Origin of the sequence: Micromonospora sp. URMC 106, from assembly GCF_051386395.1 — a bacterium.
Taxonomy (GTDB): Bacteria; Actinomycetota; Actinomycetes; order Mycobacteriales; family Micromonosporaceae; genus Micromonospora.
In genome coordinates this window covers 1-992 of record NZ_JBPQTP010000235.1, presented here as the reverse complement: position 1 = coordinate 992, position 992 = coordinate 1, and the positions used below count along the sequence as shown (strand labels likewise).

Below are 992 nucleotides of genomic sequence, written 5' to 3'. Positions count from 1 at the left end.
TCCACCAACCCACCCCACCGCAACGGCAACTCCAAACCCGCCACCCGACCCAGACCCCACACCGCGGCACCCGCGACGTCGGTGAGCACGTCGGAGCCGCCCACCGACACCGCCCCACAGGTCAGCCACCACAACCGGCCCGTGCCGCCGGCGTCGGTCAGCGCCTGCACGACCGTCAGCGCCGTCGACACCTCGGCGACGGCCGGAACCGCGCCCGGCTCCGGCGGTTCGGTCAGCGACAACAGGGACACCACGTTCGCGTCCCGGTCGTCGGCCCCCATGGCGTCCCGCAGCAGCCGCGCCACCCGGTCCCGGTCCGCGCCGGCGGGGATCGGCACCGGGATCGTCCGGGCGGCCCGGGTGGCCAGCTCGGCGGCCAGGGGGTGGTTCTCCTGCCCGGCCGCCGTCAGCAGCAGCCAGGTTCCCGCCAGGGTCGCGGACTCCGGCACGGCAGCCGTCTGCCACGTCGCCTGGTACCGCCAGGAGTCGACGGCGGCCCGCTGCTGCGTCGTCCGCCGCCACCGGGCGAGCTTGGGCAGCAGCGCGGCGGACGGCTCGTCCGCCCCCACCGCCAGCTCGTCGCCGAGCACGCCGAGGTCCCCGGACTCGACCGCGGCCCAGAACCGCTCGTCGGACGGGGCGTTCGCGCCCTCGGAAGCCGGGTGGGGCCGCGGGTCGTCCAGCCAGTAGCGCTGCCGGTCGAAGGCGTACGTGGGCAGGTCGACCACGCGCGGTCGAGCGCCGGTCTGCCGGTGGTAGGCGGCCCAGTCGACCGCGACGCCGGCGACCCAGAGGTGCCCGACGGCGCTGGTGAGCGCGGTGAGGTCGGGCTGGTTGCGGCGCAGCGTGGCGACGTACCGCACGTCGCCGGTCGGCTCCCCCTCGGCGGCCATGGCGGTGAGGACCGCGTCCGGGCCGACCTCCAGGAACGTGTCCACACCCTGCGCCCGCAGAGCCGCCACCCCGTCGGCGAACCGCACCGGCTGCCGCAC

1 pseudogene is annotated in these 992 nt (G+C 76.6%); it reads right to left on the bottom strand.

The window, feature by feature from the left end:
• Window positions 1–992, bottom strand: a pseudogene (locus ACSNOB_RS31905) (hypothetical protein); the annotation flags it as partial.